This window comes from Leifsonia naganoensis (genome assembly GCF_013410615.1).
Taxonomy (GTDB): Bacteria; Actinomycetota; Actinomycetes; order Actinomycetales; family Microbacteriaceae; genus Leifsonia; species Leifsonia aquatica.
Genome location: NZ_JACCHJ010000001.1, coordinates 4,251,242 through 4,273,034 on the forward strand (window position 1 = coordinate 4,251,242; position 21,793 = coordinate 4,273,034).

Sequence of the window (21,793 nt, forward strand, 5' to 3'; positions counted from 1 at the left end):
GGGGCGCACTGGGCGCCCCGGCCGGTCCCGTCTGTCACTTGATGAGCGGCTGAGCGGCGGCGGCCGCGTCCTTCAGCGCCTGCTCCGGCGTCTTCGTACCGAGCAGGGCCGCCTGGATCTCCGGTGCGAGCACGCCCATGACGGCGCGGGCGCTCGGCTGCAGCTCGCCGACCTTGCTGGTCGGGATGGTCTTCTCGATCGCGCTCTGGATCGGGTCGTCGGCGTACAGCTCGCCGGTCGACTTCAGCGGGGAGAAGAAGTTGGACGCGAGGTCGAACTTCTTCGAGTTCTCGGCGTCCGTGGCGAACGCGGCGAACTCGCCGGCGGCCTCCTTGTCCTTCGCGCCCTTGAGCATGGCCAGCGAGCCGACCGTGCCGTAGGAGACCTGCTTCTCATCGGTCAGCGGCGGGAGGATCTTGATCGCGTCCTCGCCCCAGAACGACGTGACGTCGCTCGGGCCGGACTGCCAGGTGCACGCCACGTTGTTCGTCGCGAGCGCGGTCTGCTCGAGGGCCGGCATCGTCGAGATGAGGTCCTTCTCGATGTAGCCCTTGGCGGCGAAGTCGGAGATCATGCTCAGCGCCTTCTCGCCCGCCGCGCTGTCGAAGGCGACCTTGCTGCCGTCCTTGTTGTAGACGGAGCCGCCGGCCTGCCAGAGCAGCGGGTAGAAGGTCATGTTGAGCGTCACGTCCGGCGAGCCGAAGTACTGCGTGACGTAGATGCCCTTCTCCTTGAAGGTCGGGGCCAGCTTCTCCAGGTCGTCCCAGGTCTTCGGGTAGTCGGTGACGCCCGCGGCCTCGAACGCCTTCGCGTCGCACATCAGGGCGTTCGCGCTCGTGAGGATCGGGGCCGCCATGAGCTTACCGTCGATGGTGATCGAATCCGCGACGTTGTCGAGGATGTCCTTCTTCTGCGCGCTCGGCAGGTAGGAGTCCATCGGCTCGATCGACTTCTGGTAGGTGCTGAGCTGGTCCGGGATGAGGTAGACCAGGTCGGGCCCCTTGCCTGCCGCGATCGCGGTCGAGAGGGACTCGTCGCGGTTGGCCCAGGGGTAGATCTCGTACTTGACGGTGATGTCCTTGTGCTCGGCCTCGAAGGCCTTCACCGTCTCGTCCCAGAAGCCCTTGTGCTTCGCCTCGTCGGCGATCACCGGGTAGATCCACATGGTGACGGTCTTCTTCGACCCGTCCGAGCCGCCGGAGCTGCCGCTGCAGCCGGCCAGCGCGAGCGCCGCCGTGGCTGCCACGGCGGCCGCCGTGATCGTCTTCGTGTACCGCATGCTGCTCCTTCGTGCGTGGTGGGGGTTCGCGGCGGGTGCCGCAGGGTGGAATGGTGCTGTCAGTAGCGCGGGACCGCCTCGACCGTCCCGGCGTGCCGCGACCGTTCGGCCGCGAACACCGCCAGGTGGCTGTCGAGGGACTCGCGCGGACCGGACCGGATGAGGTCCGGGTCGCCGGCGGCGACGGCCGCGACGAAGGCGCTCATCACGCCGCCGTCCCCGCCGCCGTGGTCGCCCCCGGCGTTCGCCGCCCCGGTCGGCCCGGTCTCGTGGACCGTGGACTCGCCGGTGCGGAAGTCGGTGACCCTGACGCGCTCGCCGTCGCCGTCGAGCATGCCGTGGGAGCCGAAGAGCTGGGTCTTGCGGTGCTCCTGCTCGCTGAAGGCCGTCATCGTGAAGGTGCCGGCCGTGCCGTCCTCGAACTGGAGGGCGACGACCTGGTTGTCGACGACCGTGTTGTCGGCCGCGTACACGCACACCCCGTACGGGCCGGTGCGGAGGGCTTCGGTCACGCCCTCCTCGGTCGCGTCGTCCGTGATCACCGTGACCGGCCAGACCGCGCCCTCCTCCCGCACCACGGGAAGGTAGAGCTTCTGCGCGGCGTACGGGCAGGTCTCCTGGAGCGGGCAGTCGAGGCAGCGGTCGGCGGCCAGCGCCGGCTTGTTCTCGTGGCGGAAGTGGTGGCGGGAACCGAAGCTCGCGACCGCGGCGATCCGCTTGCCCGTCACGTAGCGGATCCAGTCCAGATCGTGGCTCGACTTGGCCAGCAGCATCGGGGTGGCGAGGTCCTCCCGGCGCCACGGCCCGCGCACGTACGAGTGGGCCATGTGCCACCAGCCGACCGGCTCCAGGTGCTGCACGTTGATGATGTCGCCGAGCACGCCCGAGTCGACGACGCTCTTCACCAGGTCCGTGTACGGCATGTACCGCATCACGTGGCAGACGCCGAAGAGCACTCCGGCCGACTCGATCGCGGCGACGATGCGGCGCGACTCCTCCTCGGTCGGGGCGAGCGGCTTCTCCATCAGGATGGCGTAGCCGCGCTCGGCGCAGGCGACGGCGGGCTCCACGTGCTGGCGGTCCTGGGTGGAGACGATGACCATGTCGGCCACGCGCGCCGGCTCGGCGACGAGCTCGCGCCAGTCCTCGAAGTGGCGCACCTCCGGGTCGCCGGCCGCGATCACCCCGCGCTGGAACGGCCGGGGGTCGGCGACGGCCACGATCCGCGCCCGGTCCGGGTTGGCGTGCACCCACGAGGCGTACGACTGGCCGCGGTTGCCGGCGCCGATGATGGCGATCCGCACGGGGCGGCCGACTACGGGGGTGTGCTGCATCGTTCCTCGCGCTCTCTCATCTGCTGTGCCCGGTGGCCCGGGCCGACGGCTTCGCTGGGAGCGGTTCGCCGTCGAACGGTCCCACGATAGCATTATTGCTATAGCATGTAGCAAATGACGAGCTCAGACGGAAAGCTTTACCCGCTCGAAACAATCGGGTCCCCCTCACGGGAGACACGGAGCGATGTATTGCGCGAATCCATCCTCTCGTCCTATAGCTTGTAGCGAAACCACCCACGCCAGGAGGGAGTGCGATGACATTCGGGAGCGTCTCCGACCGGAACATCTCGGCCAAGGTCGCCGACGAGCTCCGCGACGCCATCCAGAACGGCCGGCTCGAACCGGGCGAACGCCTGGTGGAGCGCAAGCTCGCCGACAGCCTCGGCGTCAGCCACATCCCGGTGCGGGAGGCCCTGGCCAAGCTCAGCGAGGAGGGCCTCGTCGAGCGCACGCCGCGCCGCGGCGCCCGGGTCGCCTCCCTGACCGACAAGGAGCTGCAGGAGATCACCGGACTGCGCATCGTGCTGGAGCAGTACGTCGCGCGCAGCGTGCAGCAGTCCTGGACTCCGAAGTCCGATCAGACGCTGCGCCGGATCGTCCGTCAGATGATCGCCGCCGCCGAGAAGGAGCAGGTCGAGAGCATGTTCGCCCTCGACAGCCGGTTCCACGAGACGCTCTGGGAACTGGCGGACAACCGCACGCTCCTCACCACCGTCTCGCAGCTGCGCAGCCGCATCAACGGGTTCCTCCGCGCGGCGAACGGTTCTCTCGCCGCCGACGAGCTGGTCGCGCACGCGCGCTCGCACGAGGCGCTGATCGACGCGCTCGCCAGCGGAGACCCCGCCCGCGCGGAGGCCGCGATGGCCGACCACGTCCAGATCGCCGCCCACCGCATCAACGCCGTGTCGCACGCGAACGACGCCGACGCCGACCGCGCCGCCGACCCCGCCGTCTGACGCTCGCGGCCGGCGGAGTCCGCCGTCAGGCGAACAGGTCGCCGACCGGCAGCCGCTTCTCGGCCTGGAAGGTGTCCTCCGCGCGGCCCAGCGCCCAGTAGGCGGACAGCGAGAAGTCGTCGCGGGTGAGACCCCAGCCCTGCAGCACGGCGCGGATGCCCTTCATCGCGGTCCGCTCGCCATGGGCGAAGACCTTCACGGCCCCGGTCGGGCGCGCGAGGCCCTGCACCGCTTCGACCAGCCGCTCCCCCGCCACCGCGTCGTCCCGGTGCACCCAGCGCACCTCGATGCCCTCCGGGTGGGCGAAGGGCAGTCGATCCGTGGCGCCGCCGACCTCGATCAGCGCGAGGCCCCGGGCGTGCGCGGGCATCGCTTCGAGCGCGGCCGCGATCGCGGGGAGCGCGCTCTCGTCGCCGATCAGCAGGTGCTCGACCGCCTCGTCGTCGTTCGGCGCGTACATCCCGCCCGGGCCCGAGAGCGCCAGGAGGTCGCCGGGCTGCGCTGACGCCGCCCACGGTCCTGCGATGCCCTCGTCCCCGTGCACCACGAAGTCGATCGCCAGCGTCTTCTCCTCCGCGTCGAGCGCGCGGACCGTGTAGGTGCGGCGCACCGGCACGTCTTCCGGCGCGAGCTCGGCCCGCAGCGCGTCCAGGTCGTAGGGCGGACGCAGCCCGAGCCCGGGCTTGGCCATCAGCAGCTTGACGTACTTGTCCGTCTTCGCGAGCGTCACCGGATCCGCCTCCGCCACGAAGGCGTCGAACGCCGGGCCGCCGACCACCACGCGCACGAGGTGCGGCGTCAGCCGTTCGGTGCGCACCACCTCGAAGACGTGCTGGCTGCGCGCCGGGCGCGGAGGACGGGTGTCGGAGCGCGGAAGGGTCATGATTTCGATCGTATCGCGCATGTATTTCGGTATGCCGAGTGCCCACTACTGTCGAACCATGCGCCTCGGAGTCCTCGACGTCGGTTCGAACACCATCCACCTCCTCGTCGTCGACGCGCACCCCGGAGCGCGCCCGATCCCCGCCGCCACGCACAAGTCCGTGCTGCGACTCATGCGGTACATCACCGCGGACGGATCCATCAGCGATGAGGGCTGCGCCGCGATCCTCGGCGCCATCGCGGCGGCCATGCGCGTCGCCGGGCAGGAGGGCATCGAGGAGCTCCTCCCCTTCGCCACCTCCGCCATCCGGGAGGCCGCCAACGGTCCCGAGCTGCTGGAGCGCATACGCACCGAGACCGGCGTCGACCTGCAGGTGCTCTCGGGCGAGGACGAGGCGCGCCTGACCTTCCTGGCCGTGCGCCGCTGGTCGGGCTGGTCGTCCGGCAGCATCCTCCTGCTCGACATCGGCGGCGGCTCCCTCGAGATCGCGTCCGGATCGGACGAGTACCCCGAGGTCGCCGTCTCCGTGCCGCTCGGCGCCGGCCGCAGCACGATCGGCTTCCTCCCGGACGACCCGCCCCGCGACGACCAGCTCGACGCCCTGCGCGACCACGCACGCACGACCCTCGCGGCGGCCGTCGACCGGTTCTCCCGCCGCCGCTCGGACGAGCACGTCATCGGCACTTCCAAGACCATCCGCTCCCTCGCCCGCCTCGCCGGCTCCACCACCGCCGGCCCGGGCGGCACCGAGCGCACGGTGCTCCGCCGCGCCGATCTCGCCGACTGGGTCCCGCGGCTGGCGAAGATGAACGCGGAGTCGCGCACCGCACTGCCCGGCATCACCGCCGACCGCACCTTCCAGATCGTCGCGGGCGGCGTCGTCCTCCGCGAGACCATGCGCGCGTTCGGAGTGGACGAGCTGGAGGTCGTGCCCTGGGCCCTCCGCGAGGGCGTCATCCTCCGCTACCTCGACCACCTCGACTAGCCCCTCCGCCGGGATGAGGGTGCACCGGGCGCACATCGTCTCCCGGTACGACACGGGTCGGCACCTGCGGCCGATCCGCAGCAGCCGCCCGGTCCGTAGCGTTGACGACATGACCACCACAACTGCTCCCACCCCGATCGGCACCGGACGCGGAACCGCGAGCCTCGTGCTCGGAGTCTGCTCCCTGCTGGTCGGCTGGACCTTCTTCGCTCCCGTCATCGGCCTCGTCCTGGGCGTCTCGTCCCGCGGACGCGAGCCCTATGCCCGCGGCCGCGCCGGCTGGGGCATCGCCCTCAACCTGCTCGCCATGGGCGTCTGGATCCTGCTGGCGATCGTCGTGATCGCGCTCGGCGGCTTCGCCGCTGTCCAGAGCCTGATCAACTGACGCCGGATCGCTCAGCGGCGGTGCATCGGCCGCACGCTGAGCGACTCCACCGTCCCCGACGGCGGCAGGTCGACGGCCGTCCGCACGGTCGCGGCCACCATCTCCGGCGTGATCGTGAACGTCGTGTCGTACGCGTGCCCTTCGCGGGCGACCAGCGCCCGCTGCATGTCCGTGTCGACGCGGCCCGGGTGGATGCTGCTGACGCGCACCCCGTGCGGTCGCTCCTCCTCGCGCAGCGCGTCCGTCAGGGCGCGCGCGGCGAACTTCGACGCCGCGTATGGGCCTCCGCCCGGTCCGCTCACCAGACCCGATCCGCTGTTGATGACCACGACCAGACCCTCCGCCGCACGCAGGGCGGGCAGCGCGAGCCGGCTGAGCTCCGCCACAGCGAACACGTTCACCTCGAAGAGGCGCCGCCAGGTCTCCAGGTCGGTGTCCTCCACCGTCCCGCCGTCCTCGAGTCCAGCCGAGTGGACGAGCACGTCGAGACGTTCCGGCAGGGGCGGCAGCTCCCCAGCGGCCAGGTCGCCGACGAACGGTTCCGCCGACGGCAGCTGCGCCACCACCGCATCCACAGCCTCCGCATCCCGACCGCCGACGAGCACGTGGTGCGTGCGCCCGAGGTCGAGGGCGATGGCCTTGCCGATGCCGCGCGAGGCGCCGGTGACGAGTGCGAGGGGGCGGGAGGTCGACGTCATCCTTCGAGCCTAGGCGGCCGGCCCGGTCGTGATGCTCGCGGCGAACGACGCGACCACGTCGATGTACGGCTTCCCCGCTGCCAGCTGGTTGAAGCGCGCCATCGAGGAGATCGGGTGCTTCTGGCCGCCGTTGAGGTAGAAGATCGAGCCATCGGGCGTGCGGATGAACGCCGTCGCGTCGATCCCCTTCGTGAGCAGAGCGCACGTGAACGTGTCGAGCTCGACGTAGGTGAAGGGGTACTGGGCCAGCAGTGCGGAGCTCACCGCATGGATGCTTCCACCGGCGGAGACGTACTTCTGGCTTCCGCAGATCACACCGAAGCCGAGGAGCGTCTTCGACGTCGGGTAGCCGTTCAGCCGGTCGTCGGTGGTGAACGTGAACTGGGTGAACCCGGCCTGCGTCGGCGGATCGAAGCTCGAGAACGGGATCTTGTTGGTCACGCCGTTCACGAGGTAGACCGTGGCGTTGCTGGCGTTGCGCACCATCGTCCCGGCCTGGAGGGCGACGGGCCCCTTCGGCAGGGTGGCGATCAGCGCCTGCGGCACCACGGTGATCGTGGGCGTCGCGCCCGCCGACAGCGCGACGAGCGAATCCCACGAACTGATCGGCCGGATGTCGTCCGGCATCACCAGGTAGACCGTCCCGCTCGCCGTCGACATCACCGCGGCGCCGGCTGCGATCGCGGGCTTCGCGGGCGACCCCGTCAGCAGCGACGAGGGAACGGTCAGCGGCTGGAATGCGGCTCCGCCGACGCCGGCCGGCCACGCGTGCAGCCCGTCGGAGGCCACGACCTGGATCGTGGAACTTCCGCTGGCCTTCACGGCGCCGGTGTACGGTGCGCCTGCCGGGAGCTGCGCGATGCTCTCGGTCGCCAGCGAGCCGACCGCCTTGCTCGCCAGGCCGATCGTGGTGGCGGCGTTGGCATCGATGGCCGAGGCCTTCCCGCCGGTCAGCAGGACGCCCTCGCTGGTTCCGCTGCGCTTCACATAGACGTCGTCGCGGACGAGGGGTTTCCCGGCCGGCATCGTCGTGAGCGCTGTCGCCGACAGCGTGTTGAAGGAGCCCGTGACCCCGGCCTGCTGCTGGGAGACAGCGTCGAGGACCTCATGGCGCTGGCCGCCCTGGACGTAGAACAGCGGGCCGCCCTTGGAGTTCATGAGCGGGGTGACAGCGGGTCCGGTGGCGAAGCGGGCCGCTTGCGGACTCGTCAGCTGCACGTATCCGCTGGCGTCGCAGGTCCCGCCGTAGTCGGCGACCAGTCCGCACGACCCGAACGGCAGCTTGATACCGGAGTCGTAGAAGTAGATCGTGCCCTGGGGATCGCGGATGACCCGTCCCGCGACCTGCTTCGTCGCGAATTGATCGAGGTAGCTCTGCGCCACGAAGGCGACCTGCCCCAGCGGCGCGAGCGCCCCGAGTGTCACTCCATTGCTGATCGGGTACTTGTTGGTGCCTGCTATCAGGTAGACGGTTGCGTTGTTCACCGTGCGGGCCAGGCTGGTGCCGAGGCCGTACATCTGGAGGTCGGTGAGCGATCCGTTGAAGACGTCCGAGTCCCCCGGGAAGGGTCCCGTGCTCGAGTACTGCCAGAGGGTGTACGCCGACCACCCGGCCGGCAGCGTGCCCGCCCCGTCGGCGATGTTGTTGGGGTAGCGCGCGATGAAGAGCGGATGCGCCGAGAACGCGGAGGAGTTGCCGGTGCACTGGATCCACCAGTTGGTGGTGGAGTAGATCGCCGGGAGCTTGCCCGTGCGGGCGACGATGGTGTTCGAGAAGTCCTGGATCCACGAGACCATCGCGGCCTGGCTCAGTCCGTAGCACGTGGCGCCGTAGGGGTTGTACTCGATGTCGAGCAGCGGCGGCATCGTGCGGCCGTCCTGCGTGCCCTGTCCGCCGTGGTTGAGGAACCACGTCGCCTGTGCGGCACCGCTGGATGTGTTGGGGGTCGCGAAGTGGTACGCGCCGTGCAGCAGCCCGGCGTTGTAGGAGTCGTTGTACTGCTCGGTGAACTGGCTGCTGACGTAGTCGGTGGCCTCTGTCGCCTTCACGTACGTGAAACGGGCTCCGCTGGCGTAGACGCTCGCCCACGTCGACGCGTTCATGACCTGCCAGCCGCTGACGTCCAGCCCGGGGACGCCCGGCGGCGTCGCTGCCGCCTGGACCGCGAAGCTGCGGGCCTTCGACAGAGGCTGCGGCTCGTTGGCCGCGATCGTCGACCCCATGCTGTGGTTGCGCGCTTCGTTCTGGACCGTGAGCGACGGATCCTCGGCCAGCCCGTCGGCCGACGACGCGCCGGGCGCCTGCGCGACCGGGGTCTGCGGATCCGGAGCGGGCGCGGTGGTCGGGTCCGGCGTCGCCGTCGGTTCCGGCGTCGCGGTCGGATCCGGCGTCGCGGTCGCGGTCGCGGTCGGCGACGTATCGCTCGGGGGCGCTGCGATCGCCGGTACGGCCGCGGTCAGGACACCGGCGATCATCGCGAGACCGGTGGCGCCGACGACGGCCAGCCGAGTGAAGGAAGGCATGAGCTGATCCCCTTTAGTAGCCGTTTAGTGGGCAGACTAATACGTCTACATGCATTCTGCAGTGTCGACGCGCTGATTTCGAAGGGGGCACCTGTCACTCCGGACAGCAAAAAAGCCCCGGATGAACCGGAGCTTGATTTGCTGGGGTACCTGGACTCGAACCAAGAACAACGGTACCAGAAACCGCCGTGTTGCCAATTACACCATACCCCAAGGGCTTCGGGCCTAGACCCGGGCACGAGAAACAACTCTAGCCTACGCGCGCGACGAACTACAAAACGGCGCGCTCGTCGACCTGCATGCCGATCAGATCGCGGTTCACCGCCGAGGCGACGACCGCCCCGGAGCCTGCCGCGACGATGAGCTGCTGCGGCCCGGGAGCGGTCGTCTCCCCCGCTGCGTACACGCCCGGCAGGGACGTGCGGCCCTGCCGATCGGTCACGAGGTAACCGTCCCCGTCGCGGTCGAGGTCGAGACCGTCCACGAAGTCGAGGGCCGGCGCCCACGCGGGCCGCACGAAGCCTCCCGCACGCTCGACGACGGTCCCATCGGTCAGGCGCACGCCGGTCATGACCCCCTTGTCGCCCACCAGATCGTCGATCGGGCGCCGCTCGACCCCGACTCCCAGGCTGGCCAGGGCGCGCTCCTCGTCGGCGCTCACGGGCGCGACCCCGTTGGTGAAGACGATGAGGTCGTCGGTCCACTGCGTGAGGAGCAGGGCGCGCTCCGCGAGGTCCGCGGACTCGCCGATGAGCGCGAGCGGCTCGTCGGCCTTCTCGAAGCCGTCGCACTCGACGCAGCTGTGCAGCTGGGTGCCGTAGTAGGCGCGGATGCTCGGGATCGCGGGCATGGTCTCGGTGACGCCCGTAGCGAGCACGAGCGTGTCCGCGAGCACGTCGACGTCCGCCCCCCCGCGCACGCCGCGGGCGCGGACACGGAAGCCGGTGCCCTCCACCTCCACCGAGCCGACCTGCGCGAAGACGACCTGCGCGTTGTCGTACGCGTCGACCTCCTCACGGCCGAGGCGGCGAAGCTCCAGCGGAGGCACGCCGTCCCTGGTCAGGAACCCGCGCGCGATCAGCGTCGCCGCGTGCCGTGGCCGGTTGCCGTCGACGACGAGCACCCGGCGCCGGGCGCGGGCCAGGTTGAGGGCGGTCGACAGGCCGGCGGGTCCCCCGCCGACGACGACGACCTCGACGGAGTCGGGCACGCTCTGGTCCGGCACCGCTCCCCCTCAGACCAGGGACGCCGAGAGCCGGTCGAGCCGCGCGATCGTGTCGGCCTTGCCCAGGATCTCCATGGACTCGAACAGGGGAGGCGACACCCGGCGACCCGAGACGGCGACGCGCAGCGGCCCGAAGGCGACGCGCGGCTTGAGTCCCATGGTCTCGATCAGGGCGTCGCGCAGCGCGCTCTCGATGGCGTCGTGCGTCCACTCGGCCATGGGGATGTCCTCGAGGGCGCCGAGGGAGGCCGCGAGCACCTCGCCGGTGTTGGCCGGCAGGGAGGCGCGCGCGTCGTCCTCGACGACCAGGGAGGCGGTGTCGGTGAACAGGAAGCCCAGCATCCCCGGCGCCTCGCCCAGCAGCTGCATGCGCTCCTGGACGAGCGGCGCGGCCTCGGCGAGGACGGCGCGCTGACGCTCCGTCAGCGGCTCGGTCAGCACGCCCGCGGCCACGAGGTACGGGATGGTGCGCTCGGCGAAGTCGGCGACCTCCAGCAGCCGGATGTGGTCGCCGTTGATCGACTCGGCCTTCTTGAGGTCGAAACGCGCCGGGTTCGGGTTCACGTCGGCGACGTCGAACGCGGCGACCATCTCGTCGATCGAGAAGATGTCGCGCTCGTGACTCAGGGACCAACCGAGCAGCGCCAGGTAGTTGACGAGGCCCTCGGGGATGAAGCCGCGATCGCGGTGGTGGAAGAGGTTCGACTCGGGGTCGCGCTTGGAGAGCTTCTTGTTGCCCTCGCCCATCACGTACGGGAGGTGGCCGAAGCGCGGCACGAAGGTCGTCACTCCCGCGTCGATCAGCGCGTGGTAGAGCGCGATCTGGCGCGGGGTCGACGACAGGAGGTCCTCCCCGCGGAGCACGTGCGTCACGCCCATGAGCGCGTCGTCCACCGGGTTCACGAACGTGTAGAGGGGCTGCCCGTTCGGGCGCACGACGACGAAGTCGCTGAAGGAGCCGGCGGGGAAGGTGATCTCGCCGCGCACCAGATCGTCGAAGCTGAGGTCGTCGTCGGGCACCCGCAGGCGCAGGGCGGGCTCGCGGCCCTCCGCGCGGTAGGCGGCCTTCTGGTCGTCCGTCAGCTCGCGCTCGAAGTTGTCGTAGCCGAGCTTGGGGTCGCGGCCGAGCGAGACGTTGCGCGCCTCGATCTCCTCGCCGGTGGCGAAGCTCTCGTAGATGTGCCCGGAGGCGACCAGGCGCTCGATCAGGTCGCGGTAGATCTCCCCGCGCTGCGACTGCCGGTACGGCCCGTGCGGGCCGCCGACGTTCACGCCTTCGTCCCAGTCCAGCTTGAGCCAGGTGAGGGCATCGATGATCTGCGCGTAGCTCTCCTCGCTGTCGCGAGCCGCGTCGGTGTCCTCGATGCGGAAGATGAGCTTGCCGCCGGTGTGCCGCGCGTACGCCCAGTTGAACAGAGCGGTGCGGATCAGCCCGACGTGCGGGGTGCCGGTCGGCGACGGGCAGAAGCGGACGCGGACGTCCGAGCCGGTGGCCGTGGAGAAGGGGTGCGAAGCGTTGTCTGACATACCGCTCCCAATCCTACCGGGGAGCGTCTTATTTGGGGGTGCGGACGGGGTTGACGAGCGAACCGACGCCCTCGACCTCCACCTCGACGGTGTCGCCGGCCACCAGCGGTCCCACACCGGCCGGGGTCCCGGTCAGGATGACGTCGCCCGGCAGCAGGGTGAACACGCTGGAGGCGTAGGCGATGATCGACGGGATGTCGTGCACCATCTCCGACAGGCGCGCCTCCTGCTTGAGCTCGCCGTTGACCCGCGTGCGCAGGAACGCCTCCGGGTCGAGCTCGGTCTCGATCACCGGGCCGAGCGGGCAGAAGGTGTCGAAGCCCTTCGCGCGCGTCCACTGCCCGTCCTTCTTCTGCAAGTCGCGGGCCGTGACGTCGTTGGCGACGGTGTAGCCGAAGATGTGCTCGTGCGCCTTCGCCTCGGGCACATTGCGGGCGATCGTGCCGATCACGACGGCCAGTTCGCCTTCGTACTCCACCTGCGACGACTGCGGCGGCAGCAGGATGGCGTCGCCCAGGCCGATCACCGAGGTGTTCGGCTTGAGGAACAGCAGCGGCTCCTCCGGCGCCTCGCCGCCCATCTCGGCGGCGTGCTCCCGGTAGTTCTTGCCGACCGCGACCACCTTGGAGCGCGGGATGACCGGCGCGAGCAGAGCGCCGACCTTGCCGAGCGGCACGCGCTCCCCGGTGGTGTCGAATCCGGTGAACAGGGGGTCTCCGGCGAGGACGACGAGGGCGTCCTCGTCGACGATCCCGTAGTCGATGGCGCCGTCGTGGCTGAACCGTGCGATCTTCACCCTACGAGCCTAGCGCCGCCACGATGCGGGCGATGGCGGGCGTCGGGACGCCGTGCCGTTCGCCGATGCGCAGGAGCGCCCCGCCGATCGCGTCGAGCTCGCTGGGCGCACCGGCCGCGAGGTCCTCCTGGAGGGAGGTGCGCATCGCGCCTGGGACGCTGCCAAGCACCCGCATGACGTCGAGCGCCGTCGCCGGCACCCCCTCGGCGGTCGAGCAGGCCGCGATCTCCGCGACGACGGCCTCCGTGAGCTCGGGATCCTCGCTCAGGGCGCTTCCAGCCGGCTGACGCCAGTACGACGTGAGCAGGGCGAGACCGGCGAGCATCCGGAACTTCGCCCAGAGCACCTCGGGTTCGGTGCCCTGCGCGCGGACGCGCGGGCCGGCGCCGTCGAGCGCGCGCACCGCGGCGAAACCGGCCGCCGCCTCCGGCGCCTCGATGTTGACGAACGGGCTGCGGTGGTCGATCACCGTCGGCGACAGGCGCAGGGCGGAGACCGCGACGGACGCGCCGGCCACGGGGATTCCGGGGAGCGCCGCGCGCAGCGGACCGACGTGCTCGACGCCGTTCAGGAACGAGACGACCTCGACGGGCCGGGAGGCCGCGATGTCGGGCAGCACGGCGTCGAGCCCGTAGGCCTTCGTCGCCAGCAGCACGCTCGCGCCCGCAGGCACCACCGTGTCGGCGGGGACCCGCTCGACGCCATCTCCGAACTGCGCGCTGCGCACCTCGATGCCGTCCGCCCGGATCGCCTCCACCGTCGCCGGGCGACCCACAGCCACGACGTCGTGCCCTGCCCGATGCAGCAGCCAGGCCAGCAGGCCGCCGACGGCGCCCGGGCCGACCACTGCGAAAACCGTGTCGTCGCTCATCCCACCGATGCTAGCCGCCACTCCTCGACCGCGAGTCCGGCGATCGCCTCCGCCGTCGCCGCGATGGCCGGCACGACGTCGGCCCCCGCGGCCCCGACGAGGTTGATCGTGCGGTGGTCGCGATTGCCCGTCGCGCGCAGCACGACACCCGGCTGCACCCCTGCCGAGCCGACGGCGAGTCCCGGGAGCAGGGCTACACCCATCCCCTCCGCCACCATGCGCAGCACGGCCACGAAGTTGTCCGTCTCGTAGGCGATGCGCGGCTCATAGCCGCGCCCCGCCGCCAGCTCCAGGAGGTGGCCGCGGCAGCGCGGGCAGCCGCCGATCCAGGCCTCGGCGGCGAGATCCGCGAGGTCCACCCGATCGTTCGCTGCGAGCCGGTGCCCGGCCGGCAGCGCGACCAGCATCTCGTCGTGCCAGAGGGGCGCGACGGCGAGGCCGCGCGCACTCTCGCGGTGCGGGTCGACCCGGTCGCCCGGGTAGCTGAAGGTGATGGCCAGGTCGGCGGTCTGCGCGCGGACGGCGGCGACGGCCTCGGGAGGCTCCGCCTCCAGGTACGTTATCCGGACGCCGGGATGCGTCGCCTCCATCGTGCTGAGCAGGCGCGGGACGATCGAGGACGAGGCGGACGGGAACCCCGCCAGCCGCACCCGCCCGGTGCGGAGGCCCCGCAGGTCGTCGAGCTCGCCGGCCGCCGCGTCCAGAGCGGTCGTGACGGTCAGCGCGTGACGGGCCAGCACGCGTCCCGCCTCCGTCAGCCGCACGCCGCGACCGGCGCGGGCGACGACCGGCAGACCGATGCGCGCCTCCAGCCGGCGCAGGTGCTGGCTGATGGCGGGCTGGCTGTAGCCGAGAGCGCCCGCCGCGCGCGTGATCGAGCCTTCGTCGGCGATCGCGCGCACGACACGCAGGCTGTGGGAGTCGAGGTCGTCGGGGAGCATGCGGCAATCATAAGCAGAGCTGATGATTCCGATTCGATACCTGCTCTGGTGCGATGGATCGTGATCCTCCACCGTGGACTCATGCTCACCCTCCAGAACCACTTCCCCGCCGGCTCCGGTTATCTGGCCGCCTGCACGCAGGGGCTGCCGACCCACGAGACGGTCGCAGCAGGACGCGCCGACCTGGAGCGCTGGGCGGCCGGAGCGTCGACGCCTGCCGACTACGACGACGCCGTGCGACGCGCCCGCACGTCCTTCGCCCGCCTCGCCGGCGTCTCCGTGGAGGCCGTCGCGATCGGCTCGCAGGTCTCTGTGCTGGCGGCCCTGGTGGCGGCGTCGGTGCCGGACGGCGCCACGGTGCTCTGCGCGGAGGGGGACTTCGCCTCGATGGTCGCCCCGTTCCACGCACAGGCCCATCGCGGCGTGTCCGTACGATCCGCGCCGCTCAAGGCGCTGGCGGATGCCGTCGACGAGCGCACGTGGCTCGTGGCGTTCTCGCTCGTCCAGTCCGCGACGGGAGAGATCGCCGACGCCGGTGCGCTGCTCGACGCCTGCGCACGCACGGGCACACGGACCTTCGCCGACCTCACCCAGGCGCTCGGCTGGCTACCGGTCGACGCCTCCCGCTTCGACGCGACTGTGACGCACGCGTACAAGTGGCTCTGCGCGCCCCGCGGGTCGGCGTTTCTCACCGTGGGCGGGAGGATGATCGACGCCCTCAACCCCGTGCAGGCCGGCTGGTTCGCCGGGGAGGACCCGTGGAGCTCGTGCTACGGCCCGCTCGCGGCCCCCGCCTCCAGCGCCCGCCGGTTCGACGTCTCCCCCGCCTGGCCGGTCTGGCCGGGCACGGCGGCCGCGCTGTCGCTCTTCGACGAGCTGGACGCCGACGCCGTGCATGCTCACGCGACCGGCCTGGGCGACGCGTTCGCCGACGGCCTCGGACTGGCCGCCCGGGGGCGCGCGATCGTCACGTGGCCCGACCCGGAGGGCGCTGCGCTCGCGGCGCTCACCGCCGCCGGCCTCCGCGCGTCGGGACGCGCCGGTCGCGCCCGCGTCGCCTTCCACCTCTGGAACTCGCCGGACGACGTGCGATCCGCGCTCCGCGCACTCGGCCGTCGCTAGCGGAGGAGATCCCGTCCCCGGGTGCCGCCCGCACCCACAAACGGAGGAGATCCGGCCCGTTTCGGGCGGGATCTCCTCCGTTGCCTGCTATCGCCCGGTGTGTCGGGCGAGGACTCCTCCGGTAACGGCGGACTCAGCCGTCGAGGCGCGTCATCCAGTTGTGGCGGTCGCGCACGCGGCCGTACTGGATGTCGGTGAGCTCCTGGCGCAGCGCCATCGTCAGCTCTCCCGGAGGCGCGGTGATGTCGCCCACCGTGAACGTGTCGGACTTGAGCTCGCCGATCGGGGTGATCACCGCGGCCGTGCCGCAGGCGAAGACCTCGACGATGTCGCCGCTCTCCACGCCGTCGCGCCACTCGTCGATGGTCACCTTGCGGCGCTGCACCGTGTGACCGCGGTCGCGGGCGAGCTGCAGGATCGAGTCGAGCGTGATGCCGTCGAGGATGCTGTCCGACTCGGGCGTCACCACGGTGCCGTCCTTGTAGACGAGCACGACGTTCATGCCGCCGAGCTCCTCGAGGTACTTCCCCTCCACCGAGTCGAGGAAGAGCACCTGGGCGCAGCCGTGCTCGGCCGCCTCGGCCTGCGGCAGGAGGCTGGAGGCGTAGTTGCCGCCGGTCTTCGCAGCACCCGTCCCGCCGTGGCCCGCGCGGGACCAGCGGTCGGAGAGCCAGATGGAGACGGGGGCGACGCCGCCCGAGAAGTACGCGCCCGCGGGGCTCGCGATCAGGTAGTACGCGACCTTGTTCGCCGGACGCACCCCGAGGAACGCCTCCTTGGCGAACATGAACGGACGCAGGTAGAGGCTGGTCTCTGGCGCGGTCGGCACCCAGTCGCCGTCCACCGCGACGAGCTGCTTGATCGAGTCGAGGAAGTGCTCGACCGGCAGCTCGGGCAGCGCGAGGCGGTAGGCGGAACGCTGCATGCGGGCCGCGTTGGCCTCCGGGCGGAAGGTCCAGATCGAGCCGTCGGCGTGACGGTACGCCTTCAGTCCCTCGAAGATCTCCTGCGCGTAGTGCAGCACGGCCGCCGACGGCTCGAGCTGGATGGGGCCGTACGGCGAGACGCGCGGCCGGTGCCAGCCTCCCTTGGCCGACCAGCAGATGTCGACCATGTGGTCCGTGAAGTAGTTGCCGAAGCCCGGGTCGGCGAGGATCTCCGCACGCTCGGCCGCGCTGCGGGCGGCCTCATTGCGCGTGACCTGCCAGAGGAGACCGCTGGTCTCGGTGGGGCCGCTGGTGAGGGTGATGCTGGTGGAAGCGTTCATGAGAGTCCTTTGCGCTGCATGCGGTGAAGCACGGTGATCTAATTCTGCGCCACCCGGGCGGCGATCGCGTCGCCGATCTCGGCGGTCGTGCGCTGCGCCCCGCTGCGGGAGGCCAGGTCGGCGGACACCGCCTGCTCCACGCGGGTCGCCTGCTCCTGGGCGCCGAGGTGGCGGAGCAGGAGTGCGACGGAGAGGATCGCGGCGGTGGGGTCGGCCTTCTGCTGGCCGGCGATGTCCGGAGCCGATCCGTGAACCGGTTCGAACATGCTCGGGAATGCGCCGGCGGGGTTGATGTTGCCCGACGCTGCCAGCCCGATGCCGCCGCTGATCGCGGCCGCGAGGTCGGTGAGGATGTCGCCGAAGAGGTTGTCCGTGACGATCACGTCAAATCTAGCAGGGTCGGTGACCAGGAAGATGGTGGCGGCGTCCACGTGCAGGTAGTCGACCGCGACCGACGGGTGCTCGGCGGCGACCGCGTCCACGATCCGCTTCCAGAGCCCGCCGGCGAAGGTGAGCACGTTGGTCTTGTGCACCAGCGTGAGCTTCTTGCGGCGCTGTTCGGCCTGCTCGAACGCGAACCGGACGACGCGCTCGACGCCGTACGCCGTGTTCACGGAGACCTCGTTCGCGATCTCATGCGGCGTGCCCTGGCGGATGGCGCCGCCGTTGCCGACGTACGGGCCCTCCGTGCCCTCGCGGACGACGACGAAGTCGACCTCGCCCGGGTTCGCCAGCGGGCTGGCGATGCCGGGGAACAGGGTCGTGGGGCGGAGGTTCACGTAGTGGTCGAGCGAGAAGCGGAGCTTCAGCAGCAGACCGCGCTCGATGTTCGCGCCGGCCAGTCGCGGGTCGCCCGGCTTGCCGCCGACGGCGCCGAGCAGGATCGCGTCGTGGGACGAGATCGACGCGAGGTCCTCGTCCGTCAGCACGTCGCCCGTCGCCAGGTAGCGGTCGGCACCGAGCGAGAAGTGGGTCTTCTCGAACGCGAGCCCGCTTGCCTCGCTGACCGCATCCAGGACCTTGACCGCCTCGGCGATCACCTCGGGGCCGATTCCGTCTCCGGGGATGACGGCGAGCTTGACGGTCTGGGACATGGCACTCCTGCGTGGTCGATGCGGGCGGACACCCCCACATTACCGGCCGGCCGGCGCTCCCCGACGCCGTCCGTCAGCCGCGGACCGTGCGGAGCGAGACGACCGCGAGCACCGCGGCGGCGACCATCAGACCGACCCCGATCCCGGCCGTCAGCCCGACGCCCGAGTCGAAGGCGGCGCGAGCCGAGGCGAGCAGCTGCTCCCCCAGGCCGGCTGGAAGCTGGCCGGCGACGGTGGTCGCCCCGCCGAGGGTCTCCCCCGCCGCGTGCGCCTGCGCCGCCGTCAGCCCGTCGGGCAGCACGACCGCCGTCCGGTAGGAGGCGGTGAGGATGGTGCCGAGGGTCGCCGTGCCGAGCACCGCGCCCAGCTCGTACGCCGTCTCCGAGACGGCGGAGGCCGCCCCGGCCTTCTCTGCGGGCGCGCTGGTCAGGATGAGCTCGTTCGAGACGGTCTCGGCCGCGCCGATCCCGAGCCCGAGCAGCACGAACGACAGCATCAGCGTCCCGGTCTGTGCGTCCCCGCCCGAGAGGGCGATCACGAGGTAGCCGACGGCCGAGATCGTGAGGGCGACGGGCACGACGATCGACGGACGAACGCGTCGCGCGATCGGCACGACGACGAGACCGGCGACGATCATCGTCGCGAGACCGGGGACGAGCACCAGACCCGATTCGATCGGGCTGAGCCCGAGGACGAGCTGGAGGTGCTGCGAGACGAAGAAGAGGTAGCCGACCAGCGACACCACACTCAGCAGGTTGATCAGCACAGCCCCGCTGAACGACGCACGCCCGAAGAGACGCATGTCGAGCATCGGGATCGGGCGCCGCAGCTGCCGGCGCACGAACAGCCAGCCCGCGACGACGCCGATCACGATCGCGAGCACACCGCTCCAGGCGAAGCCGTCCGAGGCGAGCGTCTTGATGCCGTAGACGATCGGGGCCATGGTCAGCAGCGAGAGCAGGATGCTGGGAACGTCGATGGGACCCGGGTTCGGGTCGCGCGACTCGCGGACGAGCAGCGGGGTCAGCACCAGCAGCGGGATGAGCACGGGCACGGCCAGCAGGAACACGGAGCCCCACCACAAGTGCTCGAGCAGCACACCGCCGACGATCGGGCCGAGAGCCGAACCGGCGGCGAAGCCGGAGGCCCACACCGCGATCGCCAGCCGGCGCTGCTCGCGGTCGGTGAAGACGCTCCGGAGCAGGGACAGTGTGGAGGGCATGAGCATCGCGCCGAAGAAGCCGAGGCTGGCGCGGGCGGCGATCAGCAGCTCGGTGGTCGGGGCGAAGGCGGCGCCGATGGAGACGATGGCGAAGCCTGTCGCGCCGATCAGCAGCAGCTTCCGGCGGCCGATGCGGTCGCCGAGGCTGCCCATCGAGACCAGGAGGCCCGCCAGCACGAGCGGGTAGGCGTCGATGATCCAGAGCATCCCGGTGCCGCTCGGCTCGAGGGCCTGGGATATGGAGGGCAGCGCGAAGCTCAGCACGGTGTTGTCGACCGAGACGAGGAGCACCGGCAGCATCAGAACGGCGAGCGCCACCCATTCGCGCACGCCGGCGCGCGGGGCGGCGGAGGGCGCGGGCAGGGTGATGTTCGTCGTGGACATGGCATCTACTGTACCGTCTGGACGGTACAGTAATCAACTCCGAGCGGCTAGCATTGCCGCATGGCCGAAACCCCCTCCGCCCGTGACCGCATCCTCGACGCCTTCGAGGAGCTGCTCGGCGAGCAGAGCGAACGCGCGGCGACCCTCGACGCCGTCGCGGCTCGCGCGGGGGTCTCCAAGGGCGGCCTGCTCTACCACTTCGCCTCCAAGGACGCGATGGTCGACGGCGTCCTCGCCCGGCTGAGCGGCCACGTGGAGGCGGACCTGGAGCGGATGCGCACGGCGCCGGAAGGCCCGGTCGACTACTTCATCCGCACCTCCATCCCGACCGACAACGACCTCGAGCGCTCGATCGTGGCCGTCGCGCGGCTGGCGCAGAGCGCGGACAGCCGGGCACGGGATGCACTCGCCTCGATGCAGCGCTCCTGGCTCGGCATCCTCGAGGCCTCGGTGGGCGATCCCCTCGTCGCCCGGATCATCATGCTCATCGGCGACGGGATGTACTACAACACCGCTCTGCTCCCGGACACGAACGCGGTGCTCCGCGGCGAGACGGACCTGGACCGGGTGATCGAGCTCGTCAAGCGGCTCGCCGACGACCCCGCCGAGTGATCCCGGCCGAGACGGGACTCACGCGCCCTGCTGCTCGGCGAGACGGCGTGCGAGGAAGCGTCTGACCCGCTCGTCGGTCGTCGCGTCGAGCGCGTGCGCGTAGGCGGCTGCGGCTCGCTCCGGGCGTCCCGCCGCGCGCAGCAGATCGGCCCGCACGGCGAGGGCCTGCGCGGCGACGACGCCCTCGAACAGCTCGGGCCGCGCATCCAGTTCGGCGACGGCCGCCTCCGGCCCGATGTCCGGGCTGTACCCGCGCGCGACGGCTCGGCCGAGCTGCGCGGCCGTGGACGGCCACACGCGCACCAGTCCGTCGTACAGGCGGGCGATGGCCGGCCAGTCGGTCGCGGCCCACGTCGGCGCGATGCCGTGGAGGCCGGCGATCGCGGCCTGCAGGGCGAACCGGCCGGGCAGCTCCCCCGCGTCGTCGGCCAGCGCGGCCGTGGCCAGCCGCTCGCCCTCGTCGAGCAGTGCGCGGTTCCAGAGCGAGCGGTCCGCCTCGGCGAGCGTGACGAACTCGTCGACCTCGGACAGCCGGGTCGTCTGACGGGCCTCGGTCAGGAGGAGGAGCGCGAGCAGCCCCGCCGCCTCCCGATCGTCGGGGCGGAGGCGGCGCGCATCCCGTGCGAGCTCGATCGCGTCCGTCCGTAGCCGGCCGTCGGCGCGGGCGTGGCCGACGGTGTAGAGCAGGTACACCGTCGTCAGCGCGTCGGGCAGCCGCGCGGCGAGGTCGCCCGGATCGTCGGCCGCGAACCGCAGCCACGAGTCGTGGATGCGCTTCTTCGCCCGCGTCAGCCGCGCTGCCATCGTCGGCTCCGGCACCAGGAACACCTCGGCGACCTGCGCCGTCGGCACCGCGCACACGAACCGCAGCGCCAGCGCGACCCGCGTCTCCTCCGCCACCTCGGGGTGGCACACCAGCAGGATGAGCTCGAGCCGCTCGTCCCCGTTGAACACGTCGTCCGTCAGCATGTCGGCCTCCGCCGCGTGCGCCGCGGCCTCCCGCCCCGCCTCCTCGGCGGCGAGCACGGGGAGGGCACGTGTCGCCGTGGCCTCGCGGCGCCGCAGATCGACGGCGATGCGGCGCGCGACCGTGGTGATCCACGCCGCGGGATTCGACGGCTCGCGCCCGGCGGCGGCCTCCGCGACGGCTCGCGCGAACGCCTCCTGGACCGCATCCTCCGCCAGCTGGAGGTCGCCGACGGATCGCGCGACGGCGCCCAGGATGCGCGGCGCCTCGGTGCGGTACGCGCGCTCGATGGCGGTGGTCACAGCTCATTCAAACAAGCCGCGACCACCGGCACAATCAGTTGACGCGGTCCAGGACGAGCACCGGGTAGAGCTCCACCCAGCCCTCGGTCGGCACCAGCGCCGCGAGCTCGCGCGCCTGCTCCGGGCTCGCCGCGGTGAATCCGTAGAAGCCGGTGACGACCTCCCGGGTCTCGCCGAACGGGCCGTCCGTGAACAGGGGCGCCTCGCCGGCGCGCGGGGTGATCTTCGTCGCGGCGCTCACGGGCTGCAGGGCGTTGCTCGCGAGGATCTTCTCCCCCGCCGCCTCCACCGCCTCCTGGAACGCGCGGTGGCCGGCCATCCCGGCCTCCCACTCCTCCGCGGTCATCGCCGCCGGGTCCCAGTTGGGCTCCTTGATGAGCAGGACATACTCCTCGGCCATGATGTCTCCTTACGTCTCGA

General features: G+C 71.2%; 20 protein-coding genes and 1 tRNA gene. 5 read left to right on the plus strand and 16 right to left on the minus strand.

Translation table 11 applies throughout. The annotated features are described in order from the left end of the window. Window positions 1-34 precede the first annotated feature (34 nt). Both HNR14_RS20450 and HNR14_RS20455 read right to left on the minus strand, forming a co-directional pair. Window positions 35-1,279: an extracellular solute-binding protein gene (locus HNR14_RS20450; protein WP_179702422.1), complete on the minus strand. Its 1,245-nt coding sequence runs from the start codon at window positions 1,277-1,279 to the stop codon at window positions 35-37. Window positions 1,280-1,338: 59 nt separating this feature from the next. Beyond that, the gene (locus tag HNR14_RS20455; protein ID WP_179702423.1) at window positions 1,339-2,613 is read right to left on the minus strand and encodes a Gfo/Idh/MocA family protein; all 1,275 of its coding nucleotides are present in this window, start codon (window positions 2,611-2,613) and stop codon (window positions 1,339-1,341) included. A gap of 254 nt (window positions 2,614-2,867) precedes the next feature. On the opposite strand from HNR14_RS20455, the gene HNR14_RS20460 reads away from it, so the two are divergent. Then, window positions 2,868-3,569 (plus strand): GntR family transcriptional regulator, encoded by a 702-nt coding sequence (locus tag HNR14_RS20460; protein WP_179702425.1) that lies wholly within the window; start codon window positions 2,868-2,870, stop codon window positions 3,567-3,569. A gap of 25 nt (window positions 3,570-3,594) precedes the next feature. Here the strand turns inward: HNR14_RS20460 and HNR14_RS20465 are convergent, their stop codons facing one another. After that, the gene (locus HNR14_RS20465; protein WP_179702427.1) at window positions 3,595-4,452 is read right to left on the minus strand and encodes a siderophore-interacting protein; all 858 of its coding nucleotides are present in this window, start codon (window positions 4,450-4,452) and stop codon (window positions 3,595-3,597) included. A gap of 58 nt (window positions 4,453-4,510) precedes the next feature. Here HNR14_RS20465 and HNR14_RS20470 point away from each other — a divergent pair, with 58 nt between their 5' ends. Continuing rightward, entirely contained in the window at window positions 4,511-5,437 is a 927-nt protein-coding gene (locus HNR14_RS20470) for a Ppx/GppA family phosphatase (RefSeq protein WP_179702429.1), read from the plus strand. Between the two features lie 109 nt (window positions 5,438-5,546). Continuing rightward, window positions 5,547-5,822, plus strand: coding sequence for a hypothetical protein (locus HNR14_RS20475; RefSeq protein ID WP_039922977.1), 276 nt, complete (start codon window positions 5,547-5,549; stop codon window positions 5,820-5,822). Window positions 5,823-5,833: 11 nt separating this feature from the next. Here the strand turns inward: HNR14_RS20475 and HNR14_RS20480 are convergent, their stop codons facing one another. The 8 genes from HNR14_RS20480 to HNR14_RS20515 all read right to left on the minus strand — a co-directional run bounded on the left by HNR14_RS20480 (window position 5,834) and on the right by HNR14_RS20515 (window position 14,403). Beyond that, window positions 5,834-6,520, minus strand: a complete 687-nt coding sequence (locus HNR14_RS20480; RefSeq protein WP_179702431.1) for an SDR family oxidoreductase — start codon at window positions 6,518-6,520, stop codon at window positions 5,834-5,836. A gap of 9 nt (window positions 6,521-6,529) precedes the next feature. After that, window positions 6,530-9,043 carry a lysozyme gene (locus HNR14_RS20485; RefSeq protein WP_218875086.1) on the minus strand — a complete coding sequence of 838 codons (2,514 nt, stop codon included), beginning with the start codon at window positions 9,041-9,043 and terminating at the stop codon, window positions 6,530-6,532. Window positions 9,044-9,184: 141 nt separating this feature from the next. After that, window positions 9,185-9,256: transfer RNA gene (locus HNR14_RS20490), tRNA-Gln, on the minus strand. 58 nt (window positions 9,257-9,314) lie between these two features. Continuing rightward, complete coding sequence (locus HNR14_RS20495; protein WP_179702433.1) at window positions 9,315-10,268, minus strand: FAD-dependent oxidoreductase; 954 nt, start codon at window positions 10,266-10,268, stop codon at window positions 9,315-9,317. Between the two features lie 9 nt (window positions 10,269-10,277). After that, window positions 10,278-11,795, minus strand: coding sequence for a glutamate--tRNA ligase (gene gltX / locus HNR14_RS20500; protein ID WP_179702434.1), 1,518 nt, complete (start codon window positions 11,793-11,795; stop codon window positions 10,278-10,280). 28 nt (window positions 11,796-11,823) lie between these two features. Beyond that, complete coding sequence (locus HNR14_RS20505) at window positions 11,824-12,591, minus strand: fumarylacetoacetate hydrolase family protein (RefSeq protein ID WP_179702435.1); 768 nt, start codon at window positions 12,589-12,591, stop codon at window positions 11,824-11,826. A gap of 1 nt (window position 12,592) precedes the next feature. Beyond that, on the minus strand, window positions 12,593-13,462 hold the full coding sequence (locus tag HNR14_RS20510; RefSeq protein WP_179702436.1) for a ketopantoate reductase family protein: 870 nt from the start codon (window positions 13,460-13,462) through the stop codon (window positions 12,593-12,595). Further along, window positions 13,459-14,403, minus strand: a complete 945-nt coding sequence (locus HNR14_RS20515; protein WP_179702437.1) for a LysR family transcriptional regulator — start codon at window positions 14,401-14,403, stop codon at window positions 13,459-13,461. Before HNR14_RS20515 ends, HNR14_RS20510 begins: the two co-directional genes overlap by 4 nt. An 81-nt stretch (window positions 14,404-14,484) precedes the next feature. Between HNR14_RS20515 and HNR14_RS20520 the strand changes: the two genes are divergently transcribed. Continuing rightward, the gene (locus HNR14_RS20520) at window positions 14,485-15,525 is read left to right on the plus strand and encodes an aminotransferase class V-fold PLP-dependent enzyme (RefSeq protein WP_179702438.1); all 1,041 of its coding nucleotides are present in this window, start codon (window positions 14,485-14,487) and stop codon (window positions 15,523-15,525) included. Between the two features lie 133 nt (window positions 15,526-15,658). On the opposite strand, the gene HNR14_RS20525 is transcribed toward HNR14_RS20520, so the two are convergent. The 3 genes from HNR14_RS20525 to HNR14_RS20535 all read right to left on the minus strand — a co-directional run bounded on the left by HNR14_RS20525 (window position 15,659) and on the right by HNR14_RS20535 (window position 19,492). After that, complete coding sequence (locus tag HNR14_RS20525; protein WP_179702439.1) at window positions 15,659-16,792, minus strand: branched-chain amino acid aminotransferase; 1,134 nt, start codon at window positions 16,790-16,792, stop codon at window positions 15,659-15,661. Between the two features lie 38 nt (window positions 16,793-16,830). Further along, a complete protein-coding gene (locus HNR14_RS20530; RefSeq protein ID WP_179702440.1) occupies window positions 16,831-17,886 on the minus strand; it encodes a 3-isopropylmalate dehydrogenase in 1,056 nt (351 codons plus the stop codon). Between the two features lie 73 nt (window positions 17,887-17,959). Then, on the minus strand, window positions 17,960-19,492 hold the full coding sequence (locus HNR14_RS20535) for an MFS transporter (RefSeq protein ID WP_179702441.1): 1,533 nt from the start codon (window positions 19,490-19,492) through the stop codon (window positions 17,960-17,962). A 60-nt stretch (window positions 19,493-19,552) separates the two neighbouring features. On the opposite strand from HNR14_RS20535, the gene HNR14_RS21255 reads away from it, so the two are divergent. Then, complete coding sequence (locus HNR14_RS21255) at window positions 19,553-20,104, plus strand: TetR/AcrR family transcriptional regulator (protein WP_021763160.1); 552 nt, start codon at window positions 19,553-19,555, stop codon at window positions 20,102-20,104. A gap of 18 nt (window positions 20,105-20,122) precedes the next feature. On the opposite strand, the gene HNR14_RS20545 is transcribed toward HNR14_RS21255, so the two are convergent. Both HNR14_RS20545 and HNR14_RS20550 read right to left on the minus strand, forming a co-directional pair. Next, entirely contained in the window at window positions 20,123-21,373 is a 1,251-nt protein-coding gene (locus tag HNR14_RS20545; RefSeq protein ID WP_179702443.1) for a sigma-70 family RNA polymerase sigma factor, read from the minus strand. Between the two features lie 34 nt (window positions 21,374-21,407). Beyond that, the gene (locus HNR14_RS20550) at window positions 21,408-21,773 is read right to left on the minus strand and encodes a YciI family protein (RefSeq protein WP_179702445.1); all 366 of its coding nucleotides are present in this window, start codon (window positions 21,771-21,773) and stop codon (window positions 21,408-21,410) included. Window positions 21,774-21,793 lie beyond the last annotated feature (20 nt).

Bases quoted from the DNA above. Each gene is read 5' to 3' on its own strand.
- HNR14_RS20450 (WP_179702422.1), bottom strand. From the start codon at position 1,279: ATGCGGTACACGAAGACGATCACGGCGGCCGCCGTGGCAGCCACGGCG.
- HNR14_RS20455 (WP_179702423.1), bottom strand. From the start codon at position 2,613: ATGCAGCACACCCCCGTAGTCGGCCGCCCCGTGCGGATCGCCATCATC.
- HNR14_RS20460 (WP_179702425.1), top strand. From the start codon at position 2,868: ATGACATTCGGGAGCGTCTCCGACCGGAACATCTCGGCCAAGGTCGCC.
- HNR14_RS20465 (WP_179702427.1), bottom strand. From the start codon at position 4,452: ATGACCCTTCCGCGCTCCGACACCCGTCCTCCGCGCCCGGCGCGCAGC.
- HNR14_RS20470 (WP_179702429.1), top strand. From the start codon at position 4,511: ATGCGCCTCGGAGTCCTCGACGTCGGTTCGAACACCATCCACCTCCTC.
- HNR14_RS20475 (WP_039922977.1), top strand. From the start codon at position 5,547: ATGACCACCACAACTGCTCCCACCCCGATCGGCACCGGACGCGGAACC.
- HNR14_RS20480 (WP_179702431.1), bottom strand. From the start codon at position 6,520: ATGACGTCGACCTCCCGCCCCCTCGCACTCGTCACCGGCGCCTCGCGC.
- HNR14_RS20485 (WP_218875086.1), bottom strand. From the start codon at position 9,043: ATGCCTTCCTTCACTCGGCTGGCCGTCGTCGGCGCCACCGGTCTCGCG.
- gltX (WP_179702434.1), bottom strand. From the start codon at position 11,795: ATGTCAGACAACGCTTCGCACCCCTTCTCCACGGCCACCGGCTCGGAC.
- HNR14_RS20510 (WP_179702436.1), bottom strand. From the start codon at position 13,462: ATGAGCGACGACACGGTTTTCGCAGTGGTCGGCCCGGGCGCCGTCGGC.
- HNR14_RS20515 (WP_179702437.1), bottom strand. From the start codon at position 14,403: ATGCTCCCCGACGACCTCGACTCCCACAGCCTGCGTGTCGTGCGCGCG.
- HNR14_RS20520 (WP_179702438.1), top strand. From the start codon at position 14,485: ATGCTCACCCTCCAGAACCACTTCCCCGCCGGCTCCGGTTATCTGGCC.
- HNR14_RS20525 (WP_179702439.1), bottom strand. From the start codon at position 16,792: ATGAACGCTTCCACCAGCATCACCCTCACCAGCGGCCCCACCGAGACC.
- HNR14_RS20530 (WP_179702440.1), bottom strand. From the start codon at position 17,886: ATGTCCCAGACCGTCAAGCTCGCCGTCATCCCCGGAGACGGAATCGGC.
- HNR14_RS20535 (WP_179702441.1), bottom strand. From the start codon at position 19,492: ATGTCCACGACGAACATCACCCTGCCCGCGCCCTCCGCCGCCCCGCGC.
- HNR14_RS21255 (WP_021763160.1), top strand. From the start codon at position 19,553: ATGGCCGAAACCCCCTCCGCCCGTGACCGCATCCTCGACGCCTTCGAG.
- HNR14_RS20550 (WP_179702445.1), bottom strand. From the start codon at position 21,773: ATGGCCGAGGAGTATGTCCTGCTCATCAAGGAGCCCAACTGGGACCCG.